At 73.1% G+C, this 16,552-nt stretch carries 17 protein-coding genes and 1 pseudogene; 10 read left to right on the top strand and 8 right to left on the bottom strand.

Annotation, left to right across the window (positions count from 1 at the left end; all coding sequences use genetic code 11):
* Window positions 1-335: 335 nt before the first annotated feature.
* Both ACFQ3T_RS25275 and ACFQ3T_RS25270 read left to right on the top strand, forming a co-directional pair.
* Complete coding sequence (locus tag ACFQ3T_RS25275; RefSeq protein WP_380726562.1) at window positions 336-1,334, top strand: TerC/Alx family metal homeostasis membrane protein; 999 nt, start codon at window positions 336-338, stop codon at window positions 1,332-1,334.
* A 2-nt stretch (window positions 1,335-1,336) separates the two neighbouring features.
* Entirely contained in the window at window positions 1,337-1,459 is a 123-nt protein-coding gene (locus tag ACFQ3T_RS25270; protein WP_380726560.1) for a hypothetical protein, read from the top strand.
* A 22-nt stretch (window positions 1,460-1,481) separates the two neighbouring features.
* Here ACFQ3T_RS25270 and ACFQ3T_RS25265 read toward each other — a convergent pair whose 3' ends face one another.
* Together ACFQ3T_RS25265 and ACFQ3T_RS25260 are read right to left on the bottom strand one after the other, a co-directional pair.
* On the bottom strand, window positions 1,482-1,982 hold the full coding sequence (locus ACFQ3T_RS25265) for a methylated-DNA--[protein]-cysteine S-methyltransferase (protein ID WP_380726558.1): 501 nt from the start codon (window positions 1,980-1,982) through the stop codon (window positions 1,482-1,484).
* On the bottom strand, window positions 1,979-3,247 hold the full coding sequence (locus tag ACFQ3T_RS25260) for a DNA-3-methyladenine glycosylase 2 family protein (RefSeq protein WP_380726556.1): 1,269 nt from the start codon (window positions 3,245-3,247) through the stop codon (window positions 1,979-1,981). Before ACFQ3T_RS25260 ends, ACFQ3T_RS25265 begins: the two co-directional genes overlap by 4 nt.
* Window positions 3,248-3,327: 80 nt before the next feature.
* Here ACFQ3T_RS25260 and ychF point away from each other — a divergent pair, with 80 nt between their 5' ends.
* The gene (gene ychF / locus ACFQ3T_RS25255) at window positions 3,328-4,407 is read left to right on the top strand and encodes a redox-regulated ATPase YchF (protein WP_380726554.1); all 1,080 of its coding nucleotides are present in this window, start codon (window positions 3,328-3,330) and stop codon (window positions 4,405-4,407) included.
* Between the two features lie 21 nt (window positions 4,408-4,428).
* Here ychF and ACFQ3T_RS25250 read toward each other — a convergent pair whose 3' ends face one another.
* Complete coding sequence (locus tag ACFQ3T_RS25250; RefSeq protein ID WP_380726552.1) at window positions 4,429-5,004, bottom strand: Uma2 family endonuclease; 576 nt, start codon at window positions 5,002-5,004, stop codon at window positions 4,429-4,431.
* Window positions 5,005-5,429: 425 nt separating this feature from the next.
* On the opposite strand from ACFQ3T_RS25250, the gene ACFQ3T_RS25245 reads away from it, so the two are divergent.
* On the top strand, window positions 5,430-6,644 hold the full coding sequence (locus tag ACFQ3T_RS25245) for a mannosyltransferase (RefSeq protein ID WP_380726550.1): 1,215 nt from the start codon (window positions 5,430-5,432) through the stop codon (window positions 6,642-6,644).
* Here the strand turns inward: ACFQ3T_RS25245 and ACFQ3T_RS25240 are convergent.
* Window positions 6,600-6,893: a 4a-hydroxytetrahydrobiopterin dehydratase gene (locus ACFQ3T_RS25240; protein WP_380726548.1), complete on the bottom strand. Its 294-nt coding sequence runs from the start codon at window positions 6,891-6,893 to the stop codon at window positions 6,600-6,602. The genes ACFQ3T_RS25245 and ACFQ3T_RS25240 overlap by 45 nt on opposite strands.
* A gap of 136 nt (window positions 6,894-7,029) precedes the next feature.
* On the opposite strand from ACFQ3T_RS25240, the gene ACFQ3T_RS25235 reads away from it, so the two are divergent.
* From ACFQ3T_RS25235 to ACFQ3T_RS25220, 4 genes are all read left to right on the top strand, one after another.
* Window positions 7,030-8,079 carry a thiamine ABC transporter substrate-binding protein gene (locus tag ACFQ3T_RS25235; RefSeq protein ID WP_380726566.1) on the top strand — a complete coding sequence of 350 codons (1,050 nt, stop codon included), beginning with the start codon at window positions 7,030-7,032 and terminating at the stop codon, window positions 8,077-8,079.
* A 68-nt stretch (window positions 8,080-8,147) separates the two neighbouring features.
* A complete protein-coding gene (locus ACFQ3T_RS25230; protein WP_380726564.1) occupies window positions 8,148-9,695 on the top strand; it encodes an ABC transporter permease in 1,548 nt (515 codons plus the stop codon).
* Complete coding sequence (locus ACFQ3T_RS25225; RefSeq protein WP_380726546.1) at window positions 9,695-10,681, top strand: ABC transporter ATP-binding protein; 987 nt, start codon at window positions 9,695-9,697, stop codon at window positions 10,679-10,681. Before ACFQ3T_RS25230 ends, ACFQ3T_RS25225 begins: the two co-directional genes overlap by 1 nt.
* A gap of 67 nt (window positions 10,682-10,748) precedes the next feature.
* Entirely contained in the window at window positions 10,749-11,687 is a 939-nt protein-coding gene (locus ACFQ3T_RS25220) for a DUF6461 domain-containing protein (RefSeq protein WP_380726544.1), read from the top strand.
* Here the strand turns inward: ACFQ3T_RS25220 and ACFQ3T_RS25215 are convergent.
* Genes ACFQ3T_RS25215 through ACFQ3T_RS25200 form a run of 4 tightly spaced genes read right to left on the bottom strand, consistent with a single transcriptional unit; the run spans window position 11,684 to window position 15,166 of the window.
* Window positions 11,684-12,187 carry a GNAT family N-acetyltransferase gene (locus ACFQ3T_RS25215; RefSeq protein WP_380726542.1) on the bottom strand — a complete coding sequence of 168 codons (504 nt, stop codon included), beginning with the start codon at window positions 12,185-12,187 and terminating at the stop codon, window positions 11,684-11,686. The genes ACFQ3T_RS25220 and ACFQ3T_RS25215 overlap by 4 nt on opposite strands.
* Window positions 12,188-12,201: 14 nt before the next feature.
* On the bottom strand, window positions 12,202-13,032 hold the full coding sequence (locus ACFQ3T_RS25210) for an ABC transporter permease (RefSeq protein WP_380726540.1): 831 nt from the start codon (window positions 13,030-13,032) through the stop codon (window positions 12,202-12,204).
* Window positions 13,029-14,048 carry an ABC transporter ATP-binding protein gene (locus ACFQ3T_RS25205; RefSeq protein ID WP_380726538.1) on the bottom strand — a complete coding sequence of 340 codons (1,020 nt, stop codon included), beginning with the start codon at window positions 14,046-14,048 and terminating at the stop codon, window positions 13,029-13,031. The genes ACFQ3T_RS25210 and ACFQ3T_RS25205 overlap by 4 nt, the downstream gene beginning before the upstream one ends.
* Window positions 14,045-15,166 carry a LolA family protein gene (locus ACFQ3T_RS25200; RefSeq protein WP_380726536.1) on the bottom strand — a complete coding sequence of 374 codons (1,122 nt, stop codon included), beginning with the start codon at window positions 15,164-15,166 and terminating at the stop codon, window positions 14,045-14,047. Before ACFQ3T_RS25200 ends, ACFQ3T_RS25205 begins: the two co-directional genes overlap by 4 nt.
* 128 nt (window positions 15,167-15,294) lie before the next feature.
* Here ACFQ3T_RS25200 and ACFQ3T_RS25195 point away from each other — a divergent pair, with 128 nt between their 5' ends.
* Window positions 15,295-16,029: a response regulator transcription factor gene (locus tag ACFQ3T_RS25195; protein ID WP_380726534.1), complete on the top strand. Its 735-nt coding sequence runs from the start codon at window positions 15,295-15,297 to the stop codon at window positions 16,027-16,029.
* Window positions 16,026-16,552 (top strand): annotated as a pseudogene (locus ACFQ3T_RS25190) (two-component sensor histidine kinase); the annotation flags it as partial. The gene ACFQ3T_RS25195 and the pseudogene ACFQ3T_RS25190, both read left to right, overlap by 4 nt.

The raw sequence follows: 16,552 nt of genomic DNA, 5'->3' as shown, positions 1-16,552 counted from the left end.
CGAGGACCGCCCCCGCCGCCCCGCCCCGCCCCGCGAAGGCGGCCGCCCCCGGCGTCCCCGGCCGCCGCGCGACGAAGACTGATCCGGACGAGCCCCCGCCTGGGCGGGGCCGTTCCGCGCCGGAAGCCCTTTACCCACCCTTTACTAAAGGCGGGTCGTCGCTGATACTGGTGGCGAGGGGAGTACTTCCCAAGCGTCTGCCCGGTCATTACGGACATCCCGTTCGATGTCCCCGGGAGGCCGCCCCGGTGGGGTGAAGGAGACCTCGAACATCGACTGTTCGAGGAGGTCCGGTGCCCCTGTTGGCGTCAGTTCCCGCGGTTCCGTCCGGTCCGGTGGAGTCCGTCGGGTCGACGGGCCTGTGGTTCATCAGCATCGCCGTCCTGGTCGCGCTCCTGGTGGCCGACTTCGTCGTCACCCACCGCCCGCACGAGGTCTCGATGCGGGAAGCCGCCGGGTGGTCCGCGTTCTACCTCGCGTTGCCGGTTGTCTTCGGGGTCTGGTTGTGGAACGCCCACGGGACCGACCGGGCGCTGGAGTTCATGACGGGGTTCGTGGTCGAGAAGTCGCTCTCCGTGGACAACCTGTTCGTGTTCATGCTGCTGCTGGCCGCCTTCGCGGTTCCGCCCAACGTGCAGCAGCGCGTCCTGCTCTACGGCATCGTCGGCGCCCTGGTGCTGCGCGGCGTGTTCATCGCGGCCGGCGCGGCCATGCTGGCGGCCGGGACGTGGGCTTTCCTCGTCTTCGGGCTGATCCTGTTCGCCTCGGCGGTGAAGATCCTCCACGAGGCGATGAAGGGCGTCGCCGCGGAGCGTGACGTCTCCGCGATGCGCTCGGTCCGCCTGCTGCGCCGGCTGATGCCGGTCACCGACGACTACCGCGGCACCCGGCTGACGGTCCGCGAGCACGGGCGGCGCGCGCTCACGCCGCTGGCCGTCGTCGTGGTGGCGGTGTTCGCGACCGACGTGGTGTTCGCCGTCGACTCCGTCCCGGCGGTCTACGGCATCACCGAGGACCCGTACCTGGTGTTCGCCACGAACGCGTTCGCCCTGCTCGGCCTCCGCGCCCTGTACTTCGTGCTGCACACGGCGCTCGCGAAGCTGGTCCACCTCAACCACGGGCTGGCGATCATCCTCGCGTTCATCGGCGCGAAGCTCGTGCTGCACTGGGCGCACGGGATCTGGCCGGGCGTGCCGGAGATCCCCACGCCGCTCTCGCTGGCGGTGATCATCGCCGTCCTCGCCACGGTCACCGTGACCAGCCTGCGCAGCCGGCGGCGTGCCGAGGCCCGCACCGGCGAGCCGGGCGAGAAGGCCACCGCGCCACGGGACTGACCATGTTCTTCGAATGGCTCCTCGACGTCCTGGTCACCGGCTTCCTGACCGTGGTGGTCCTGGTCTCGCTGGTGATCACCTGCGCCGCCCTGCACCCGCCGCGCGGTCCGCGGCCGCGGGCCTGACGGCGTCGGGTGATCACCGGCGTCAGGCCGCCTCGTGGTTCAGCAACCACCGCTTCACGTCGACGCCCCAGCGGAAGTCGCCGATCGCGCCACCCGTGCGGACCACGCGGTGGCAGGGGACGAACAGGGTCGCGGCGTTCCTGGCGCACGCCGTCGCGGCCGCCCGGACCGCGGCCGGGCGGCCGGCGAGCAGGGCGTAGTCGGCGTAGCTGATCGGCTTGCCCGCGGGCACGGTGCGCAGCGCGTCCCACGCCCGCGCCGTGAACTCGCCCGCCCGCTGCCGGACGGGGATGTCGGCGATCGCGTCCAGGTCGCCCGCGTGGTAGGCGCGGACGGCCCTGGTCACGGCGCCGAGGTCCCGGCGCGGGGTCAGGGTGGTCGGGCGCAGCGACGGGGAGACCCGGGGCAGCAGGTCGTCCACGTCGGCGGTCCAGCCGCTGGCCAGGACGGCCCCGTCGGCCGCGACGATGGCGGTGAACGGTCTGATCGGGGTGTCGGTGGTCGACACGTGGCCGGTGCTCACGCGGTCCTCCTGAGGTGCATCGCGGCGTACGAGCGCCAAGGGCGCCACGCGGTGTTGTCGCTGGTCAAAGGAATGTCCGGGGCTCCCAGAACGCGCATCACGACGTACGAGGCGACGTCCGGCCCGACACCCGGGAACGCGGACAGCTCGGCGTGCAGCTCGTCGGCGTCACGGCCCACGTCGACCTTCAGCGTCCCGTCTGCCAACGCCCGGGCGACGGGGGAGTCGACGGCCGACGGCGCCGGGTACAGGTGCGTCACCGGCCCGTCCGGCTGTTCCAGGCGCTCGCCCCGGACGTGGTGGCCGAGCGCCCGGAGCAGGGTTTCCGCGCCGTCCACGCTGCCCGGCAGCCGCACGCCCGGCCGGGCCAGCACGGACGGCCGCAGCGCCGGGTCGGCGGACAGGAAGTCGTCCACGGCCACCGGGTCGGCGTCGAGGTCCAGCAGCCGCCGGACCCGGCTCACCGCGCTGCCCAGGTCGCGCAGGTCGGTCAGCCGCAGCGTGCACGACACGTGCCCGGCCGCGGGCTCCAGCAGGACGGTGGCCTGGCCGTGCGGCAGGCGCAGCGACCGCGCGTAGGACCGCTCGGTCACGTGCTCGACGCCGGGGATGGCGTTGGCCCGGAAGTACGCGAGCAGGCCCGCCGCGTCGAACGGCGGCCGGTACGGCAGGCGGAGCGTGAGGCGGCCCGCCGTGGTCGGCGCGGCGCGGGTCGAGCGCATCGCCGACGGGGTCGTCGCGAACACCGTGCGGATCGTGTCGTTGAACTGCCGCACGCTGGCGAAACCGGCCGCGAACGCGATGTCGGCGAACGACAGGTCGGTCGTCTCGATCAGCAGCCGCGCGGAGTGCGCGCGGTGGGCGCGGGCCAGGGCGAGCGGGCCGGCGCCCAGCTCGGCGGTCAGCACGCGGGTCAGGTGGCGTTCCGAGTAGCCGAGGCGCCCCGCGAGGCCGGGGACGCCCTCGCGCTCCACCACGCCGTCCGAGATGAGGCGCATGGCGCGCGCCGCCAGGTCGGCCCGGAGGTTCCACTCCGGCGAGCCCGGCACGGCGTCCGGCAGGCACCGCCGGCACGCCCGGTAGCCGGCGGACTGGGCGGCGGCCGCCGTGGGGTAGAACTCGGCGTTGCGGCGCTTCGGCGTCACGGCGGGGCAGGACGGCCGGCAGTAGATGCGGGTCGTGCGCACCGCGAGGATGAAGCACCCGTCGAACCGGGCGTCGCGGGCGGCGACGGCCCGGTAGGCGCGTTCGTCGTCGAGGAGCATGGGGCCCACTCTGCCGGCGGTGGGACGTGCGGTCTCGCGGGAATCGGACACGGCATCCGGGGCGCGTAGACTCACCCACCGTGAGTTTGACCCTCGGTATCGTCGGCCTGCCCAACGTCGGCAAGTCCACCCTGTTCAACGCCCTCACGCGCAACGACGTGCTGGCGGCGAACTACCCGTTCGCGACCATCGAGCCGAACGTCGGCGTGGTGCCGCTGCCGGACGACCGCCTCGCCAAGCTCGCGGCGATCTTCGGCTCCGAGCGCGAGGTGCCGGCGGTGGTGTCGTTCGTCGACATCGCGGGCATCGTGAAGGGCGCGTCCGAAGGCGCGGGCCTGGGGAACAAGTTCCTCGCCAACATCCGCGAGGCCAACGCGATCTGCCAGGTCATCCGGGTGTTCGACGACTCCGACGTGATCCACGTCGACGGTCGCGTCGACCCGGCGAGCGACATCGAGACGATCAACACCGAGCTGATCCTGGCCGACCTCCAGACGTTGGAGAAGGCCGTGCCGAGGCTGGAGAAGGAGGCGCGGACGCAGAAGGACCGCCGCCCGGCGCTGGAAGCGGCGCAGAAGGCGCGCGAGATCCTCGACTCCGGCCGCACCCTCTTCGCCGCCCAGTCCGAAGTGGACGGTTCGCTGCTGCGCGAGCTGAGCCTGCTCACCGCGAAGCCGTTCCTGTACGTGTTCAACGCCGACGAGGCCGTGCTGACCGACGAGGCCCGCCTCAAGGAACTGCGCGAGATGGTGGCGCCCGCCGACGCGGTGTTCCTCGACGCCAAGGTCGAGGCGGAGCTGCTGGAGCTGGACGAGGAGTCCGCCCGCGAGCTGCTGGAGTCCATCGGGCAGCACGAGCCGGGCCTGTACTCGCTGGCGAGGGCCGGCTTCCACACCCTCGGCCTCCAGACCTACCTGACCGCGGGCCCCAAGGAGTCCCGGGCGTGGACGATCCCCCGGGGCGCGACCGCGCCGCAGGCGGCGGGCGTCATCCACACCGACTTCGAGCGCGGTTTCATCAAGGCCGAGGTGGTCTCCTTCGACGACCTCGTGGAGGCGGGTTCCATGGCCGCCGCGAAGGCCGCCGGCAAGGTGCGCATCGAGGGCAAGGACTACGTGATGGTCGACGGCGACGTGGTGGAGTTCCGCTTCAACGTCTGACCGGGGTGGCGTGAGCGGGGGTCATCGGCCTGGCACGAGCTTCGCCAGGTCGATGTCGATCTCGAACGGCACGGCGAGGTGGAGCGAGTCGCGGAAGACGCCGGTCGGCGCGTACGCCCCGGTCGGTTCGTCCAGCTCGTAGACGTGCACGACCGGGCCGGTGGCCTCGTCCTCGACCCGCCAGTGGTGCGGGATGCCCGCTGCCGCGTACTTGCGCAGCTTCACCGTGCGGTCCCGGAAGGTGGACTCGGGCGAGACGACCTCGACCACCAGCAGCACGTCGGCCGGCTCGAACCACGTCATGTCCGGGTCGATGGAGGCGGAGGTCACGAGGATGTCGGCTTCGGGGCGGTTGCGGGCGTCGAGCCGGATTGTCATCTCCCGGGCGACCTCCATGCCGCTGGGTGTCTGGTTTCGAAGGGCGGCGGTCAGGTCGTCGATGATGCGACCGTGCCAGTACCGCTGCGGGGCCATCGTGAAAACGAGCGCTCCGTCGATGAGCTCGGTGTGCCGGGGCGCCTCGGAGAGTTGGTCGAGGTCCTCTGCGAACCAGCCTTCCTCGCGCGGCGGACGCATCCAGTCGGGCAGGTCGGCCATGTCCTCACCGTAATGCGGTTCGGTGGTTCGAGCAGCAATCATGGGTGATCGACTCCTTGGCGTGGCGTCGCCCGGAACGCTAGGCCGCGGGAGCGTGCGCCGGTAGTCGCACGATGGCGTGGGAGCGCGGTGGTCGGGGACCGGTGGCACGCGTGGCCCTCCACAGACCTCGGGGCGGTGCGCTCAGTGAGCCCCCCGCCCCGAGGTACTGTCCAGTGGCGTCAGCGGACGTGGTCGCGGCTGTGGCGGGCCAGGGCGAAGACGCCCCCCGCGGTGGCCAGCATGGCCAGTGCGCTGACGGTGAACACGACGATGTCGGTGGTCATGCGTATCCCCTTGCGTTGATCTCCCACTCGTCTTGACGTCCGGGTACCCCGATTCGTGGCCCGGCAGTCGTGCAATTCACACGATCGTGGAGGTAGAGGGTGGGACTGCGTGCACTGGAGGGGCGGGTGCTCGCCCACGCGCCGTGGGTGTTCGGCCTCTCCCTGCTCGGGCACCTCGCGATGGTCGCCTTCCAGACGAAGATGACCATGGTGGACCTGATGGTCTACCGGAACGCCTCGCCCGAGCTGTTCACCGGCTTCCTCTACGACTGGCGGCTGAAGGAGTTCTCCGACCAGTTCGCGCTCCCGTTCACCTACCCGCCGTTCTCGGCGCTCGTCTTCGTCCCGCTGTCGTGGGTGCCGTGGGGCGTGGCGCGCTGGTTCTGGCAGCTCGCCTGCCTCGCCTGCCTGTGGTTCGTCACGCGCAAGTCCCTCCAGCTCGTCGGCAGCAACGACCCGCGCCGCGCGCTGCTGTGGACGGGCCTGTTCGTGTGGGTCGAACCGGTCCGCACGACGTTGAACTACGGCCAGATCAACCTGGTGCTCGCCGCGCTGCTGCTCGGCACGATGGTCAGCGCGCGGAGCTGGAAGCAGGGCGCCGGCGTCGGCATCGCGGCCGGGCTGAAGCTCACGCCCGCGATCTCCGGCCTCTACTTCCTCGCCGCCCGCCGCTACCGGGCGGCCGTGTGGTCGGCGGTGGCGTTCTTCGGCACGGTCGGGCTCGGCTACCTGATCTCGCCGAGCCTGTCGGAGCGGTACTGGTTCCACCTGCTCGGCGACGCCACGCGGGTCGGGCCGGTCGGCTCGGCGATCAACCAGTCGCTGCGGGGCGCGCTGTCCCGCACCGTCGGCCACGACGTGGAGACGGGGCCGGTGTTCGTGGCCGGGGTGGCGGTGGCCGTCGTGCTCGCCGGGGTCGCGCTGCACGCCGCGGTGAAGGCCCGGGACACGCTGGCGATGATCGTCACCGTCCAGTTCCTCGGCCTGCTCGTGTCGCCGATCTCGTGGAGCCACCACTGGGTGTGGGCGGTGCCCGCGCTGATGTGGCTGCTCTACTCCGCGAAGCACCGGCTGGCGACCGTGACGGCCGTCGCGTGGCTCCTCGCCATCGGCAGCTACCTGATCTCGTTCCTGCTGAAGGCGCAGCCGTCGATCTGGGTCATCCCGCGGCCCTGGTACTACTCGGCGCTCGGCTGGGTGTACCCGGCGGTGGGCGTGCTCACGCTCGTCACGATCGCCGTCGTGCTCCGGCGGCGCGCGGCCGAGCGGTCACCGCAGGACGTCGAGCACCCCGTCGATCTCCTCCGCGAGTGACACGTCCAGCGCGGTGATCCCGCCGGTCGAGTGCGTGGTGCAGCGGAACGTCAGCGTGCGCCAGCGGATGTCGATGTCGGGGTGGTGGTTGTCGTTCTCCGCGATCTCCGCCACCCGGCACACCACCTGGATGGCCTGCGAGAAGCTCCCCAGCTCCACCGTGCGCACCAAGGCGGTGTCCTCGGCGCGCCACGCCGGGAGGTTGGCCAGCGAGGCGGTCACCTGGTCGTCGGTCAGCAGTTCGGCCATGGACCGATCGTGCCACCGCGCGGGGTAAGCTGCGCGTTCGCCACGGGAGTCCGGTGCTGCGCCGGGCTGAGAGGAAGGCGCGCGAGCCTTCGACCGTCCACACCTGATCCGGGTCATGCCGGTGTAGGGAGAGATGATGTTCCGACGAGTGCTGACCGCGTCCACGGCTGCCGTGACGGCGTTCGCGCTGCTCACGGCCTGTTCGGTGACCGCGTCGAACAACAACGCGCCGGCGGGCGAGCGGGTCGTCACGCTGGTGACGCACGACTCGTTCGCGGTCACGCCGGAGGTGCTGGAGCAGTTCAAGAAGGACACCGGCATCACGATCAAGCCGCTGGCCAGCGGTGACGCCGGCGAGGTGACCAACAAGCTGGTCCTGACCAAGGACGCCCCCATCGGCGACGTCGCCTTCGGCGTCGACTCCACGTTCGCCTCCCGCGCGCTCAAGGAAGGCGTGTTCGCCGAGTACGCGAGCCCCGAGGCGGGCAAGGGCGCGCAGCGCTACCAGCTCGACCCGCCGAACCGGCTGCACGCCGTGGACGTCGGCGACGTGTGCCTGAACATCGACGTGGCCGCGTTCAAGGACATCGGCGAGCCGAAGCAGTACGCCGACCTGGCCGACCCGAAGTACAAGGACATGCTGGTGGTCGAGGACCCGGCCACGTCGTCGCCGGGCCTGGCGTTCCTGCTCGGCACCATCGCCACCTTCGGCGAGGCGAACTGGCAGAACTACTGGGGGCAGCTGAAGGCGAACGGCGTGAAGGTCGTCAGCGGCTGGGAGGAGGCCTACACGCAGGACTTCTCCGGTTCCAGCGGCAAGGGGCCGCGCCCGGTCGTGGTGTCCTACGCGTCGTCGCCGTCGGCGGAGATCGGCGAGGACGGCGTGCCGCGCACCAAGGCGCTGCTGGACACGTGCTACCGCCAGGTCGAGTACGCGGGTGTGCTGAACGGCGCGAAGAACCCCGAGGACGCCAAGAAGGTCGTCGACTTCCTGCTGGGCGAGCGGTTCCAGGCCGACGTGCCCGGCCAGATGTACGTGTACCCGTCGCGCGAGGGCGTCGCGCTGCCCGAGGCGTGGACGACGGCCGCGCCGCTGCCGGCCACCGCGCGCTCCCTGCCCGCGGCCGAGGTGGACGCGAAGCGCGAGCAGTGGGTGCAGCAGTGGCGCGCGCTGGTGCAGGGCTGAGCGCGACGTCCCCGACGCCGGGGCCGCGGTCGACGCGGCGGCCCCGGCTCACCTGGGCGTTGGCGGCGCTGCTGCCGCTGGCGTTCCTGGGCGTGTTCTTCGCCTGGCCGGTGCTCGCGATCGTGAGCCTCGGGCTCGGCGAGGACGGCGTGCTGCCCGTCCTGGCCCGCGCCGACACCTGGGACCTGGTCGCGTTCACGCTGGGCCAGGCCGCGGGCGCGACGGCGTTGGCGCTGGTCACGGGCTTGCCGGTGGCGTTCCTGCTGGCCCGGTGCCGGGTCCGCGGGGCGGGCGTGGTGCGGGCGGCGGTGATGGTGCCGTTCGTGCTGCCGACCGTCGTGGTCGGGCTCGCGTTCCGGGCGCTGTGGCCGGACGGCGGGGTGCTGCCGATCGTGCTCGCCAACGCGTTCTTCAACGTCGCCGTGGTCGCCCGCACGGTCGGCGGGCTGTGGGCGCGGGTCGACCGGCGGGCGGAGGACGCGGCACGGGCGCTGGGCGCGTCACGCGCGCGGGCGTTCACGTCCGTCGTGCTGCCGTCGCTCGCGCCGGCGATCGGCTCGGCCGCGTCGGTCGTGTTCCTGTTCTGCGCCACCAGCTTCGGCGTCGTGCTGGTGCTGGGCGGCGCGCGCCACCGGACGCTGGAGACGGAGATCTACCTCCGCACGGTGGAGCTGTTCGACCTGTCGGGCGCGGCCGCGCTGTCGCTCGTGCAGTTCGCCGCCGTGATCGCCGTGCTGGTGGTCGGCGCGGCGGCCCGGCGCAAGCGGGAGAAGTCGCTGCCGCTGCGGATCGAGCCGACGCGGCGGCCGACCGGCGGCGAGTGGGCCGTCGTCGGCGCGGCGTGGCTGGTGGTGCTGGCGCTGCTCACGCCGGTCGTCGGGCTGCTGGTGCGGTCCCTGGCCACGCACGACGGCTGGAGCTTCGCCGGGTACGCGGCGCTGGCCGGCACGGGGGAGCGCGGCACGCTCGCCGTGTCCGGGCTGGACGCGGCGGTGAATTCGCTGCGCACGGCCACCGACGCGACGCTGGTGGCGCTGCTCGTCGGCGTGGTGTCGGCGGTCGTGCTGGTCGGGTTGCGGCGGCACGGCTCGTGGTTCGCGGAAACCCTCGACACCGCGTTGATGCTGCCGCTCGGGGTGTCGGCGGTGACGCTCGGGTTCGGCTACCTGATCACCATGGACGCCCTGCCCGGCGACTTCCGCACGTCGCCGCTGCTGGTGCCGCTGGCCCAGGCGCTGGTCGTGACGCCGCTGATCGTGCGGATCGTGCTGCCGGTGCTGCGGGCCGTGGACGAGCGGCTGCGGCAGGCGGCGGCGACGTTGGGCGCGAGCCCGTGGCGGGTGTGGCGCGAGGTGGACCTGCCGCTGGCGTCCCGGTCGCTGCTGGCGGCGGCCGGGTTCGGGTTCGTGGTGGCGCTGGGCGAGTTCGGCGCGACGAGCTTCCTGGCGCGGCCGGACGCGCCGACGCTGCCGGTGGTGATCGCCCGGCTGATGTCGCGGCCCGGTCAGCTGAACAGCCAGATGGCGTACGCGGCGTGCGCGTTGCTGATGGTCGTGACCACGGTGGCGGTGCTGGTGATCGAGCGGTTGCGGGCGCCGAGCGGCGGGGAGTTCTGATGGCGTTGCGGGTCGACGGGGTGAGCGTGCGCTACGGCGCCGTGACCGCGGTGTCCGGTGTGGACCTCCGGATCGCCGACGGCGAGGTGGTGGCGCTGCTCGGGCCGTCCGGGTGCGGCAAGTCGACGTTGCTGCGGGCGGTGGCCGGGCTGGAGCCGTGTGACGGAGTGGTGTCGTGGGACGGGGTGGACCTCGCCGGGACGCCCGTGCACCGGCGCGGGTTCGGGCTGGTGTTCCAGGACGGCCAGCTGTTCCCGCACCGGGACGTGGCGGGCAACGTGGCGTTCGGGCTGCGGATGCGCCGGGTGGAGCGGGAAGCGCGCGAGAAGCGGGTGGCCGAGCTGCTGGAGCTGGTCGGGCTCGCCGGGTACGGGCGGCGGCGGGTTACCGAGCTGTCCGGCGGTGAGCAGCAACGGGTCGCGCTGGCCCGGGCGCTGGCGCCGCGGCCCAAGTTGCTGCTGCTGGACGAGCCGCTGTCCGCGCTGGACCGGGCGTTGCGGGAGCAGCTGGCGGTGGACCTGGCGCGGTTGCTGCGCGAGACGGGCGCGACCGCGCTGGTGGTCACGCACGACCACGACGAGGCGTTCACCCTGGCCGACCGGGTGGCGGTGATGCGGGCGGGGCGGATCGTGCAGGTCGGCGTGCCGACGGACGTGTGGCGGCGGCCGGCGGACGTCGAGACGGCCCGGTTCCTGGGCTGCGGCAAGGTGCTGGCCGCCGAGGCCGCGTCGGCGTTGCTGGGCGTGGCCGCCCGCGTCGGCCTGCGGGCCACGGCGCTCCACGTCGACCGGGCGGGCGGGATCGAGGCGGAGGTGCTGGAACGCGTCCACCGCCGCGACCACGTCCGGCTGCTCGTGCGGCTGACGGGGTCGGGGATGGTGGAGGGCGAGGAGTTCGAGGCCGTGGCCCCGGTCGCCGAGCCGCCGTCGCCGGGCGACCGCGTGCGGCTGTCCGTGGACCACGACGGCGTCGCGATCATCGGCTGAAACGGCCGCGGGGACCGACGCCCGCTGCTACGCTCGCCCGCCTCCGCCGTGACTTGAGGGGGCTCACGTGGACGAGACCGACGACCTTTCCTGGGCGGACGCGTGGCCGGGTGACGGGCCGGAGCTCGGGGAGATCTACTGCCTGACGTTCATCAAGGGCGTCGACGAGGCCGAGGCGTTGCGGCGCATGGGCGGGCTGCCCGGCACCGTCGCCACCCGCGCGCGGGAGGACGTCGCCGACCTCCACAACTACGACGACGGCTACCCCGAGGTGGCGTTGGCGCTGCCGCTCGGCACGTGGACCGTCGTGTTCGAGCCGAACGGGTTCCAGGGCTCGCACCTGGTCGAGGTGCTGTCGCGCGGGACCGAGGCGGTGTCCGTCCTGCGCCACGACTACGCGTCGCCGTCGTTCGAGTACGCCGTGGACGGCGTGCTGATCACCGGGTTCGACCCGACCTTCCCCACCTACCGCCACGGCGCCGATCCCGACCGCCTGCTCTCCCGGATGCGCGACGTCGGCTTCCCCGAGGACGAGGAGGACGAAGCGGTTGACGACCCCATCGCCCGGTGCCTGGAGGTGGTCGGCGACCTCACCGGCGTGCTGCCGGCGTTCGACGACCTCGCCGGCCCGCTGACCAGCGCGCACATCGAGACCTGGTTCGTCGAGGCGCACCCGGTCCAGACGACCCGGCCGGGGCACGACGGGCCCGTGGACGCCCTGGCCGAGGTGCGGCGGCTCAGCGGGCTGCACGGCCTGACCGACACCCCCGGACTGGCCGACGCGCTCGCCGCGGCCGAACGCGGGCAGGCCGTCGCGGTCACGCCCGACAGCCCGCTCGGCGGCCACGTCCGGGCCTGGCTCACCGAGTCGCGGCGGGCGAGCTGGGCGCCCAACGACCCCTCGGCGCGGCACCGCCAACCCGAGGCCGAGCGCCTCCGCGGCAACGGCCTCGGGTGGCTCGCCAAGGCGCTGGGCGCCGCCCTCCAACCCCATCGCGCGCTCTAGAGGTCGAGGGCGTACTCCACGTCGCCGTGCTCGGCGCCCTCGACGTAGTCGGGCCACTCCTCGTGGAACGTGCGCACGTGCCGCAGCCCGACCTTCTCCAACACCCGCCGCGACCCCGTGTTCACGGCCATCGCGTACGCCACGACCCGGCGCAGCCCCGCCGCCGAACCGTGCGCCACCAACGCCGACGCGCCCTCCGTCGCGTACCCGCGCCCCCAGAAGTCCGGGTGCAGCCGGTAGCCCAGCTCGGCGACCCCCTCGCCGGCCGGGCTCAGCTCGAACCAGCCGATGAACGCGCCCGTCGCCTTCTCGTGCGCCGCCCACCAGCCGCGCCCGCCCGCCACCTTCGGCAGCACGACCCGCTCCACGTCGGCCCGCGACACCGGCTTGCCGTCCTCGATGAACCGCATCACCCGCGGTTCGCCGAGCAGCCACGCGAGGGCGTCCACATAGGACTCATCGATCGGGCGCAGCGCCAACCTGTCCGTCTCCGGGAGCACGGGCCGATTGTGGGCTAGTTGTCCTTCGTGGCCAACCGCATTGCCGCCAGGGACAGTCCGATCAGGATGTAGCACCCGGCCAGCGCCGTGCCGCGCCACAGCTGCTCGGTCGGCAGCGGGTCGCGCATGACGTCGACCAGGCCCTGCCACGTCGACGTGATGAGGTACGGGTGCAGCCAGTCCAGCGCGCTGAACACGCCCAGCACCGCGAACACGATCACACCGGCCATCGTCGCGGCCATCACCACCAGCGGGTGCTCGGTGCACGCCGAGATCGCCATCGCGATCGCCGCCACGCCCCACACCTGCACCGTCACCAGCAGGACCGTCAACGCGATCCGCCCGACCGCCGCCCCGAACGACAGGGTCGACCCGGACAGCGTCAGCATCCCCTCGCCGCCGAACAGGATCGCGCCGGTGACCGCGCCGACCACCGCGATCAGCGTCACCGCGGCCAACGACATGGTGGCCACGCCGAACGCCTTGATCCCCAGCAGCCGGAGCCGGCCGACCGGCGACAGCACCAACCCGCGCAGCGTGCCGTGCTGCGCCTCGCCGGCGAGCCCGTCGGCCGCCCAGATCGCGCCGACCAGCGGCAGCAGCAGCGGCAACGCCAGGAACAGCGTGAACACGGGCAGCACCAGCCCGTTTCCCGCGATGATCCCGGCCAGGCCCGGACCCGCGGGGCCGTCGTCCACCGCGAACCACAGCCCGATCCCGGCCAGGATCGGCACCAGGCACAGCGACGCCAGCCCGATCACCGTCCGCGGCCGGCGCACGATCCACCGCAGCTCCGAGCGCAGCTGCCGCCCCAGCGGCGCGCGCACGGCGACCAGCGCGCTCATGGCCTGCCCTCCTCGATCGTGTCCACGGCGGACAGGTTGTGCTCGGACTCCTCGGCCTCGGTGAGCCGGGCGAACAGGTCTTCCAGGCCGGTGCGGTGCCGGCGCGCCTCGTGCACCGCGACCCCCGCGCGCACCAGCGTCTCCAGCACCACGGGCGCGGTCGTGCCGATCAGCTCGACCCGCACGCCGTCCTCGATGGGGCGGGCCGAGATCCGGCCCGCGCGCAGCGCGTTCAGCGCCTCGTCCACGTCCGGCGTGACGACCAGCAGCGAACTGCTGTCCGCGTGCAGCAGCTCGGCCAGTTCCCCTTGCGCCACAACGGTTCCCCGGTGCAGCACGGCCACGTGCGTGCACGTCGCCTCGATCTCGCTGAGCAGGTGGGACGAGACGACCACGGTGCTGCCGGCCTCGTGCAGGTCCGCGATGACCTTGCGGACCTCGCGGGTGCCCGCCGGGTCGAGCCCGTTGGTCGGCTCGTCCAGCACGATCAGCTTGCGCGGCACGAGCAGCGCCGAGGCGAGGCCCAGGCGCTGCTTCATGCCGAGCGAGTACCCCCGGTAGCGCCGGTGCGCGGCGGCCGCGAGACCGACCCGCTCCAACGCGTCCTCCACGGCCTGCCGGATGTCGCCGGTGGCGAGCAGCGGCTCGAACGCCGCCACCCGCCGCAGGTTCTCCCGACCGGACAGGAAGGGGTGGAACCCCGGACCCTCGACCAGCGCGCCGACGTGCGGCAGCGCGAGCGCGACGCCGTCGGGCAGCGCTTTCCCCAGCAGCTCGACCTCCCCCTCGGTCGGCCGCACGAGCCCGAGCAGCATGCGGATCGTGGTGGTCTTGCCCGACCCGTTCGGGCCGAGCATCCCGAGCACCGCCCCCTGCGGCACGTCGAGGTCCACCCGGTCCACCGCGACCGTGCGCCCGTACACCTTGCGCAGTCCCCGCGTCCGGGCCGCGAAGACCGGGGTGGAGCCGGCCGCCGAAGCGGCCGACCCCACCCGCGCGCTGGTCGAGGTGGTCACTTGACCTGGCCGATCGCGTCCACCAGCACCTGCTCCGGCACCGCGCCGACGGCGATCCGGCCGTCGTCCGCGACGAGGACGCCGCCGACCCGCGTGGTGATCAGCGTGCCCGAGCCCCACGGGCCGCTGACCTGCTTGCCCAACTGCTCGAGCAAGCCCTGCACGTCGACCTCGTGGCCCTCGGACCAGCGGCCGTCACCGCGCTGCTCCTGCTGCTCCGCGAGACCGGCCAGGGCGTCCTGGGGCGCCCGTGCGGCCAGCACGACGTCCCAGCCCTCGCCGATGACCTGCGGGTCCGCCTCGGTGAACGCCTGCTCGGCCGCCGCCTTGTCCTCGGCGGTCGGCTCCTCGACCGGCTTCTCGTTCACCTTCGCGCCGGCGGGCGGGGTGAAGGCGAACAGCGACGCCTCCTGCGGGCCGACGGTCAGCTCGGAGAACCCGACCTGCACGGCGGGCGCGTCCGTGCCGTTGGTCAGCACGGCCACGCGCAGCGGCACCCGCAGCTCCGAGTCGACCGCGACGCGCACCTCGCGCAGCACCGTCTTCTCGGTCGGCTTCGGCGTCAGCACGAGCTCGTACACGGGCCGGTTGGCGACGCGCGCCGTGCCGTCGACGGTGACGTCGCTGTGCTCCTGGATCGCCGCCACCACCTGCCGCGACACCGTCACCGGGTCGGTCGGCACGGTGCTCTGCTCGCCCAGTTCGAGCTGACGCTCCTCGAACGACCCGTGCGGCAGCTTGGTCACGGACTGGTCGGCCGAGTCCCACAGCCACGCCGTCGTGCCGTCGTCCACGAACGTGCGCTCCGTGTCGCCGCCGGGCAGCTGCACGCGCAGCTTGCCGGTGCCGTCGGTCCACATCCGCAGCGTGCTGGCGCCGTCCGAGAGCTGCGGGACGCCCGCGATGGCCGGGATGCCGAGGTCGTTGTTCACCGAGATCGTGCCGCCGAACGCGGCCGGCTCGGCGTTGAGCACCGACTCCACCAGCGCCTCGGCGGTGACGTCCGGCAGCACCGGTGCGGGCCCCGCGCCGGCGGGCATGGCGAGCACCCCCAGCCCGGTGGCCCCGGCGACCACACCGACCGCCGCCGCCACGACGGTCACCCTTCTCCGGTTCATGTCCCCTCCTCCTACCGGGCAGCCCCTTGCGACCCGACAACCCAGACACTCCTCCGAGGGCCCTGAGATGGTGCTGAGAGCCTGAGAGCGCACTGAGACTCCCGAGCCGATTGTCCTCCTCACGGGGCATGCTGTGGGGTGTGAGACCACGGGTGCTGGTTGTGGACGACGAGATCGGCGTACGACGCGCGCTGGAACGCGGCCTGTCCGCGGAGGGCATGGAGGTGGTCACCGCCGCCGACGGCCCGAACGCCCTGAGGGTCGCGCTGACCGGCGCGTTCGACGTGGTGCTGCTGGACATCATGCTGCCCGGCCTGTCCGGCTACCGGGTGTTGCAGCGGATGCGGGCCGAGGGCGTGCGCACGCCCGTGCTGATGGTGTCGGCGAAGGACGGCGAGGTCGACCAGGCCGACGGCCTCGACCTCGGCGCCGACGGCTACCTGGTGAAGCCGTTCTCGTTCGTGGTGCTGGTGGCGCAGGTCCGCGCGCTGCTGCGGCGCAACTCGTCCGACCTGGCGCGGCGCCGGCTCAAGCTCGGCGACCTGGTCGTGGACCGGGCCGTGCGCGAGGTCAGCTGGGCGGGCGAGCCGGTGTCGCTGTCGCCGCGCGAGTACGCCGTGCTCGACGTGCTGGCGAGCCGGGCGGGCTCGGTCGTCACCAAGGACGAGCTGCTGCGCACGGTGTGGGGCGACGAGCAGGCCGCGACCCGCAACGCGGTCGAGGTGTACGTCGGCTACCTGCGGCGCAAGCTCGACGCGATGGGCGCGGGGGAGGTCGTGCGGACCGTCCGCGGGCACGGCTACCTGGCGTCCACGCCGGACCTCGACGCGGCGCTGGGTTCGGCGGGGACCCGGCGGCGGTGAGAACGGCGCAGGTGAGCCCGCGCCGCTGGTGGCTGCGCCGCACGCTGCGGTTCCGGATCACCGTCGTGGCCACGGGCGTGGCCCTGCTGTGCCTGCTCGCGTTCACCCTCCTCGCCCCGAACCTCATCGGGCTGGTGCAGGTCAGCGCGGTGGACTCGGAGCTGGCGAAGGGCGGTCGCGCGCGGGTGCTCGACACCGCGGGCAACCCGTTGGACGGCGGGCCGCGACCGGACCTGACGGCGGCGGACATCCGGCGGCTCAAGGCGGGCGAACCCGTGCTGCGGATCGACGGCCCCAGCGCGCACCGGTGGATCGGACGGGTGGAGTTCGCGCCCGACGGCACGCCGCGGCTGCACGTCGCGGGCGACACGCTCGTCGGCTACCAGCGGGCCAACGTGCTGGGCACCCGGTGGCTCGCGGTGGCCGCGGTGCTGGTCGCGGGCCTGGTCGGCATCGCGACGTGGCTGGCCGTGCGGTCGTCGCTGCGGCCGGTGGAGCGGATGCGGGTGGCCGCGGCGGAGCT

This window comes from Saccharothrix hoggarensis, from assembly GCF_042678885.1.
Lineage (GTDB): Bacteria > Actinomycetota > Actinomycetes > Mycobacteriales > Pseudonocardiaceae > Actinosynnema > Actinosynnema hoggarensis.
Note: the sequence above shows the minus strand (reverse complement) of the source record. Positions and strands in the feature narration are given on the sequence as shown.

Coding starts and splice junctions, on each gene's coding strand:
- ACFQ3T_RS25270 (WP_380726560.1), top strand. CDS start 1,337: ATGTTCTTCGAATGGCTCCTCGACGTCCTGGTCACCGGCTTCCTGACC.
- ACFQ3T_RS25240 (WP_380726548.1), bottom strand. CDS start 6,893: ATGGCCGAACTGCTGACCGACGACCAGGTGACCGCCTCGCTGGCCAAC.
- ACFQ3T_RS25225 (WP_380726546.1), top strand. CDS start 9,695: ATGGCGTTGCGGGTCGACGGGGTGAGCGTGCGCTACGGCGCCGTGACC.
- ACFQ3T_RS25260 (WP_380726556.1), bottom strand. CDS start 3,247: ATGCTCCTCGACGACGAACGCGCCTACCGGGCCGTCGCCGCCCGCGAC.
- ACFQ3T_RS25200 (WP_380726536.1), bottom strand. CDS start 15,166: ATGAACCGGAGAAGGGTGACCGTCGTGGCGGCGGCGGTCGGTGTGGTC.
- ACFQ3T_RS25210 (WP_380726540.1), bottom strand. CDS start 13,032: ATGAGCGCGCTGGTCGCCGTGCGCGCGCCGCTGGGGCGGCAGCTGCGC.
- ACFQ3T_RS25195 (WP_380726534.1), top strand. CDS start 15,295: ATGCTGTGGGGTGTGAGACCACGGGTGCTGGTTGTGGACGACGAGATC.
- ACFQ3T_RS25250 (WP_380726552.1), bottom strand. CDS start 5,004: ATGGCCGACCTGCCCGACTGGATGCGTCCGCCGCGCGAGGAAGGCTGG.
- ACFQ3T_RS25235 (WP_380726566.1), top strand. CDS start 7,030: ATGTTCCGACGAGTGCTGACCGCGTCCACGGCTGCCGTGACGGCGTTC.